Here is a 7,321-nt window from a genome sequence, read left to right as displayed (position 1 = left end):
GAGCACGATTTCGACCGCCGCCATCGCCGGCGCCATTGTCGTGTCGGTCAGCGAGCGTTCGCCGAAACTGGGGGCAAAGCCGGCGGCGAGCAGCAACTGGTTGCGTTGCCTCAGCGGGATCGACAATTGCTCGGCCAGATGCAGCACCATGTCGCGCGAGGGCGCGGCGCGGCCGCTTTCGACGAAGCTCAGATGCCGCTGCGAGATTTCGGCCTCCATGGCGAGGTCGAGCTGCGACATGCGCCGGCGCGTGCGCCATTCGCGAATAAGGCTGCCGGCGGAGGTTTGGGCTGTTGTCATGAGTGAATGGTTAGGCTGGTGAGGACGGCATTTCAATTACCTGCGAGGTTATCGCTAGGTGAGCGCTCGCAGCTTTGCCTTCACTTCGAGGAAATCCCGCCACGCCAGCTTCTTGTGCGACGGGGTTCGCAGGAGATAGGCCGGATGCAGCGTCGGCATGGCCGGGATGGCGATGCCGGATGCCGTCGTGTGAACGCGCCAATTGCCGCGCAGCCGCAATATGCCTTCCGAGGTGTTGAGCAAGGTCTTGGCCGACGGGCCGCCAAGGTTGATCAGCACCTTGGGATTGACCAGCTCGATCTGCCGTTCGATGAACGGCCGGCAGATCTCGGTTTCGTGCGGCGTCGGCGTGCGATTGCCCGGCGGCCGCCAGGGAATGACATTGGCGATATAGGCTGAAGTGCGGTCGAGCCCGATCGCGGCCAGCATGCGGTCGAGCAGCCGGCCCGAGCGGCCGACGAAGGGCAGGCCCTCGATGTCCTCGTCGCGGCCGGGCGCCTCGCCGACCAGCATGACGGCGGCTTCCGGGTTGCCGTCGGCAAACACCAGGTTCTTGGCGGTGGCCTTGAGATTGCAGCCCTCGAACGCCGCCATATGCTGGCGAAGCTCGTCCAGCGTCGTTGCTGTGGTCGCCAATTGGCGGGCAAGTGCCGCCTGCGCTTCGTCGGGAACCGCAGTCGTCGCAGACGGCGACCGCGCGACGGGTGGTGCATTTGCTCTGTCCCCGGCTTCGCCGCGGGACACGGTCGTCGAGCGCAGCGGTGCGGCGGTGCCACCCGAAGGCGCTGCGATCGGCGCGCGCTCCATCGGCTTTGGCGCAACCTCGGCGAACCGGTTCACCGGCTGCTCTTCGAGCGCCTCGTCGACGCCCACGCTGGCGTAAAACGCCAGCAGGTCGGCGATATCAGGTCTGTTGGTTGGGGAAGCGGCAGTCATCGATTCCACATTCGTCCGCGTGGCGGCAATTTGCAAGGCTGGCAGCTTGGGTTCCTTCGGAGCCTCTCGCCGGCGCGTTGGCTGACGGAGCATCAAACGAAAAACCCGCCTGTGCGGCGGGTCACTGGCGCAACTCAGCACCATAGGCAAAAATGTACCATAGCTGAGCTCACCGAGTCAAGAAAAAATTCCTATCGTGTCAGCCCGTTGGTATGCGCGGATCCTGCACCAGGTAGAAGGTCCATCTGGGCGTGTAGTCGGTCATCAGGAATTCGAAGCTGGCGGTTTTCAGCGGGTCGACCTTGCCATTCCTGAACAGCAGCCGGTCATAGGGTTCGAAATCGCGATCGAAATCGGCGAAATTGCTCGACCGGATGTTGTCCGGCGTCTTGTTGCGCTGGTCGAAGGAAAGCCCGTCGCCGAACACGCTCGGCTGGTTCAGGATCTCCTGCAATTCGAACTGGAATTCGACCCAGGCCTGGCCGCTATTGTTGAGCACCTCGATGCGCATATACATCATGCCGTTGGCGAATTCGCCGGCCTTGCCGAAGGCCTGGATCGGCTTTGTCGTGCGGATCGTCAGCGTCACCGGCGTTGACGAAGTCAGCTCTTCGGTGATGACGAACGGATCGTCCTTCGTGCCGATGCCCGAGGCGCCGGTGATGTGGAAGCCGCCAAGCTCGTCGGAGAAGGAGTAGGCGCCCGCCGCCCAGACCTTCACTTCGTCGGCGGCAGCGTGATGCGGCGCCAGCATCAGAAGGGCCAAAAGGAGCGCCCGGCGGATCCGGCCGGGCGGGAAAAGAAAGCGCGTCGATGAAAAGCCGGCTGGCCCAGGAAAGCGCATGGCGTGAAGTATGGCCGATAAGCAAGCCGTCGAACAATTAAAAAACGCGCGCCCCGCAGGCAATGCCAGGCGAAAAGCAGTCTTCCAGCCTCGCAATGCGCGACTTTTTGGCCAAAACGGCATTGTCACGTATGCGCCGGTTTCCTGTCGTCAATTGATGCGCTATGCAGCGCGGGAGCCAGCAAGATACCCGAATGGGATAAGCCAGTGCGGAGGGGTTGATGAGCGACATCGAACGCGAAAGCATGGAATTCGACGTGGTTATCGTCGGTGCCGGTCCGGCGGGCCTCGCCGCCGCCATCCGCCTCAAGCAGGTCAATCCCGAGCTTTCGGTCGTCGTCCTGGAGAAGGGCGGTGAGGTCGGCGCCCATATTCTCTCCGGCGCCGTCGTCGATCCGATCGGCATCGACCGGCTCTTGCCGGGCTGGCGCGACGAGGACGGCCATCCCTTCAAGACGCCGGTCACCGCGGATCATTTCCTGGTCCTTGGTCCTGCCGGCTCGTTCCGTCTGCCCAACATTTTCATGCCGCCGCTGATGAACAATCACGGCAACTACATCGTTTCGCTGGGCAATGTCTGCCGCTGGCTGGCGACCAAGGCCGAAGCGCTCGGCGTCGAGATCTATCCGGGCTTTGCCGCTGCCGGCCTGCTCTACAATGAGCAAGGCGCCGTCACCGGTGTCGTTACCGGCGACATGGGCGTCGAGAAGGACGGAACGCACGGCCCGGGTTTCGCACCCGGCATGGCGCTGATGGGCAAATATGTGCTGATCGGGGAGGGCGCTCGCGGCTCGCTCGCCAAGCAACTGATCGCCAGATACAAGCTTTCCGATGGCCGCGAACCGGGCAAATACGGCATCGGCCTGAAGGAACTCTGGCAGGTCAAGCCGGAGAACCACCGGCCGGGGCTGGTCCAGCATTCCTTCGGCTGGCCGCTTGACTTGAAGACCGGCGGCGGCTCGTTCCTCTACCATCTCGAGGACAACCAGGTGGCGGTCGGCTTCGTCCTCCACCTCAATTACAAGAATCCCTGGCTGTCGCCGTTCGAGGAATTCCAGCGCTTCAAGACCCATCCGGCGATCGCGGCTACGTTCGAAGGCGGCAAGCGGCTGGGCTATGGCGCGCGCGCCATCACCGAGGGCGGCTGGCAGTCGGTGCCGAAATTGTCCTTCCCCGGCGGTGCGCTGATGGGCTGTGCCGCGGGCTTCGTCAACGTGCCGCGCATCAAGGGTTCGCACAATGCCGTGCTGTCCGGCATGCTGGCGGCCGAGCATGTCGCCGAGGCGATCGGCGCCGGGCGCGCCAACGACGAACTCGCGTCCTACGAGGAAGCCTGGCGCGCGACCGACATCGGCAAGGATCTGAAGAAGGTGCGCAACGTCAAGCCGCTGTGGTCGCGCTTCGGCACCATCGTCGGTGTCGGCCTTGGCGGCCTCGACATGTGGCTGAACACGCTGTTCGGTGTCTCGCCCTTCGGCACGCTGAAGCATGGCAAGGCCGACTACGCAACGCTCGAGCCTGCCGCCCGGCACAAGAAGATCGCCTATCCGAAGCCCGATGGCGTGCTGACCTTCGACAGGCTGTCCTCGGTGTTCCTGTCCAACACCAATCACGAGGAAAACGAGCCGGTCCACCTGCTTGTCGGCGACATGGAGCTGCAGAAGCGTTCCGAGCACGATGTCTTTGCGGGCCCCTCGACGCGCTATTGTCCGGCCGGCGTTTACGAGTGGGTCGATAAGGACGGCAACGCCGCCGCCGATCCCACGGCCAAGGATGTGCGCTTCGTCATCAACGCGCAGAACTGCGTCCACTGCAAGACATGCGACATCAAGGACCCGAACCAGAACATCAACTGGGTGCCGCCGCAAGGCGGAGAAGGCCCGGTCTATCAGGGCATGTAGGCCCGCGCCGGCCGCAGCGTGCAAAGGTCCCGACGATGGCTCGGGGTCTCCCGTGGCATGTGGAACATTAGAACTGTTGAAACTGCCGCGCGCTTATGGTTCCATTCCTTGACGATAAGGAGATGGCCATGCGCCTGACGGTTCTGGCATGCCTAGTGGCGATCGGTGCGCTGTTCGGTCTGGCTTCGGCGGCCTCGGCCGGCACCAGGGTGGTGGTCAAGACGCGGACCTACGACATCACCGGGAACACGGGGCTGGCGCTAGTCCAAGCTATGGACCGCAAGGGGCCGAAGCACGGCTTCATGACGCATGCCATCGCGCTGACCGGCTACGCTGTGGATTGGGACCTCGACACCAGCCAGGACAATGGCGTCTGCCGCTTGCGGCGTGCCAACGGCACGCTCAATCTCTTCTACACATTTCCGCGTGTCGCCTCGGCCACCACCCCGACGCTCCGGAAGCGCTGGACGCGGTTCTTCGCCGGCGTCCGCGCCCATGAGGAAACCCATGGCCGCATCGCCAGGGAGATGATGCGGGCCACGGAACGATCCATCTCCGGCCTCAGGATTGCCGACGACCGGTCCTGCTACAAGACACGTCGCGAGGCACAGCGACGCATCAAGGCCACCAATGCCGCATATGAGGCCAAGCAGCTCGCTTTCGATGCGCGCGAGCATCGCGACGGCGGCCATGTCCAGCATCTCGTCATCGCTTTGGTCAGGCCCTGATCCTTCAGCCTGGCGTCTTGCCGGCCTGGACAATGGCCGCGGTCGCGGTTTCATGTTCGTCGAGCGGCTTTTGCTGGTTCAGCCTGAGCGAGAACTCCACCATGACCGGGAGGTGATCCGAGCCGGTGTCTTCCAGCCGTGTCGCCGAATGGATAGTCACGCCGCCCTTGCTGAAAACCTGGTCGATCGGCAGGCCGGCGAAGCGCCGCAGGAAATCCGGCAGCCTGATGTGGATCCAGGTCGGGCCGGCGGAAGGCATGACGGTCAGCCCGCCAAGCGCCGCGACCCGCCGCACGGCGGCACTCCATGGGGCGGCATTGCAGTCGCCCGCCATGATGGCCGTCTCGCCGAGCGCGGAAAGCGGCTCCGTCAACTCGCCGATCTGCCAGTACTGCTCGCGTGGCCAGGGCCAGCTGAGATGGATCGCGGCGACATCGACGTCGATGCCGCCGAAGTCGACGGTCGCTGTCGCCATGGCACCACGCCTTTCGCAACGCGCCTCGGTGCCGGCGGCAAAGGGCCGCCGCGAGAGCAGCGCGACGCCGAATATCTTGTTAGGGTAAGGACAGAGGATCCGGTATGGATATGCGCTGCTGATATAGCCAAGCTCGGTCGCCCACATCGCCGACACCTCGTCCAGGGTGATCACGTCGGGATTGGTCCGGCCGATCAGCGACAGCACCTTCTTCGGGGTTGGATTGTCGTAGCGCAGGTTCATCTGCAGCAGCTTGTAGATCGCGCGGTCTTCGTTCTTGGCTTCATAGGCGGCCTGAACCGGCCACAAGCGGGAGAAGGACAGCGAGCCGGAAGTGGTGGCGAAGGCCGCCACGGCAAAAAGCAGTGCCACGGCCGCTTGCAGTCGAAATGTCGTGGCCAGCAGCGGCAACGCGCAAAGCGCCATCAGCACGGCAAGATGGACGCGGAAATGCGAGAAGGAATCGAAGGCGGGATGCAGCGTTCCGAAAAACCCGGCCACCAGCGCGATCGAACAGGCCAGCATTGCCAGGAATGCAACCGAAATCAGCAATGTCCCGAAGCCCGCTCTCTCCATGCCGCCTGCTTATCGGCAGTAATGCGGCTCAATCAAGATGACGAAATGCCCATGCGATGCGTGGAACCGGCCTACTGGAACGCCGTTTCCGAAAAACTTCTGAGCTTGCGCGAATGCAACCGCTCCATCGGCATTTCCGCGAGCTTCTCCATAGCCCTGATGCCGATGGTCAGGTGCTGCGCCACCTGGCGCTTGTAGAATTCGGTCGCCATGCCGGGCAGCTTCAACTCGCCATGCAGCGGTTTGTCCGAAACGCACAGCAGCGTGCCGTAGGGAACACGGAAGCGGAAGCCATTGGCGGCGATGGTCGCCGATTCCATGTCGAGTGCGATGGCGCGAGATTGCGACAGACGCTGTACCGGCCCACGCTGGTCGCGCAGTTCCCAGTTGCGATTGTCGATGGTGGCAACGGTGCCGGTGCGCATGATGCGCTTCAGGTCGTAGCCGGAAAGGCCGGTGACTTCGGCGACGGCTTCCTGCAACGCCACCTGGATCTCGGCCAGCGGCGGGATCGGCACCCAGACCGGAAGATCGTCGTCCAGCACGTGGTCCTCGCGCACATAGGCATGCGCCAGCACATAGTCGCCAAGCGCCTGGGTGTTGCGCAGGCCGGCGCAGTGACCGAGCATCACCCAGGCATGCGGCCTCAGCACCGCAATATGGTCGGTGATGGTCTTGGCGTTGGAAGGCCCGACGCCGATATTGACCATGGTGATGCCGCCATGTCCCGATTTCTTCAGGTGATAGGCCGGCATCTGCGGCAGGCGCGGCGGTGCAACGCCTTCGCTGGGCGCGCTCTGCCCGCCCTTGGTGATGACATTTCCCGGCTCGACGAACTCCGTGTATCCGCCGCCGCCATTGGCCATCAGGTCGCGGGCGCGGGCGACGAATTCGTCGATGTAGAACTGATAGTTGGTGAACAGCACGAAGTTCTGGAAATGCTGCGGCGTGGTTGCCGTATAGTGCGACAGCCGGTGCAGCGAATAGTCGATGCGCTGCGCCGTGAAGGGCGCCAGAGGCCTCGGCTCGCCGAAGGCGACTTCGAAGGTGCCGTTGGCGATCTGGTCGTCGGTGCCGTCGAGATCGGGCACGTCGAACAGGTCGCGGATCGGCCGCTTGATGCGCTCTGCCGTCGCGCCGTCGACATGGGTGCCTTCAAGGAAGGCGAAATGCAGCGGGATGGGTGTGGTCGATTCCGACACCGTGACCGCAACCCCATGATTGCGCATGATCAGGCGCAACTGCTCGACGAGGTAGCTTTCGAACAGGCCCGGCTGGGTGATGGTGGTGGAAAAATGCCCAGGCGTCGGCATATGCCCATAGGCCTGGCGCGAGTCGATCTGGGTGAATGAGTTGGTGGTGACGCCGATCTCCGGATAGAAGGCCCGGTAGCGCTTGCCATTATCACCGCCTGCTGCCGCCAATTCTGCGAAGGAGTCGCGCAGGAACCTGGTGTTGCGATCGTAAAGCGCCTGCAGTGCCTTGACGGCCTTTTCAGCGCTATCAAAGCTTTGCCGGCCAAAAGGCTCCGGCATGACGACAGATTCGATGGCTTGTGGGT

At 63.4% G+C, this 7,321-nt stretch carries 7 protein-coding genes; 2 read left to right on the top strand and 5 right to left on the bottom strand.

Annotated elements, in window-relative coordinates; genetic code table 11:
- From ENZ75_RS14540 to ENZ75_RS14530, 3 genes are all read right to left on the bottom strand, one after another.
- The coding region (locus ENZ75_RS14540) for a helix-turn-helix transcriptional regulator (protein ID WP_164887824.1) at positions 1 to 300 on the bottom strand (300 nt) is incomplete at its 3' end.
- 54 nt (positions 301 to 354) lie between these two features.
- Positions 355 to 1,236: a uracil-DNA glycosylase gene (locus ENZ75_RS14535; protein WP_024505277.1), complete on the bottom strand. Its 882-nt coding sequence runs from the start codon at positions 1,234 to 1,236 to the stop codon at positions 355 to 357.
- A gap of 199 nt (positions 1,237 to 1,435) precedes the next feature.
- On the bottom strand, positions 1,436 to 2,080 hold the full coding sequence (locus ENZ75_RS14530; protein WP_013532621.1) for a hypothetical protein: 645 nt from the start codon (positions 2,078 to 2,080) through the stop codon (positions 1,436 to 1,438).
- Positions 2,081 to 2,301: 221 nt separating this feature from the next.
- On the opposite strand from ENZ75_RS14530, the gene ENZ75_RS14525 reads away from it, so the two are divergent.
- Both ENZ75_RS14525 and ENZ75_RS14520 read left to right on the top strand, forming a co-directional pair.
- Positions 2,302 to 3,981 carry an electron transfer flavoprotein-ubiquinone oxidoreductase gene (locus ENZ75_RS14525; protein WP_013532620.1) on the top strand — a complete coding sequence of 560 codons (1,680 nt, stop codon included), beginning with the start codon at positions 2,302 to 2,304 and terminating at the stop codon, positions 3,979 to 3,981.
- A gap of 128 nt (positions 3,982 to 4,109) precedes the next feature.
- The gene (locus ENZ75_RS14520) at positions 4,110 to 4,709 is read left to right on the top strand and encodes a DUF922 domain-containing protein (protein WP_013532619.1); all 600 of its coding nucleotides are present in this window, start codon (positions 4,110 to 4,112) and stop codon (positions 4,707 to 4,709) included.
- A gap of 4 nt (positions 4,710 to 4,713) precedes the next feature.
- Here the strand turns inward: ENZ75_RS14520 and ENZ75_RS14515 are convergent, their stop codons facing one another.
- The gene (locus ENZ75_RS14515) at positions 4,714 to 5,736 is read right to left on the bottom strand and encodes an endonuclease/exonuclease/phosphatase family protein (protein ID WP_245481155.1); all 1,023 of its coding nucleotides are present in this window, start codon (positions 5,734 to 5,736) and stop codon (positions 4,714 to 4,716) included.
- A 95-nt stretch (positions 5,737 to 5,831) separates the two neighbouring features.
- Positions 5,832 to 7,295 (bottom strand): AMP nucleosidase, encoded by a 1,464-nt coding sequence (locus tag ENZ75_RS14510; RefSeq protein ID WP_128278158.1) that lies wholly within the window; start codon positions 7,293 to 7,295, stop codon positions 5,832 to 5,834.
- Positions 7,296 to 7,321 lie beyond the last annotated feature (26 nt).

It is taken from the genome of Mesorhizobium sp. M7A.F.Ca.CA.002.04.1.1 (assembly GCF_004022805.1).
Taxonomy (GTDB): domain Bacteria; phylum Pseudomonadota; class Alphaproteobacteria; order Rhizobiales; family Rhizobiaceae; genus Mesorhizobium; species Mesorhizobium ciceri.
This window is presented reverse-complemented; position numbering and strand designations above follow the sequence as displayed.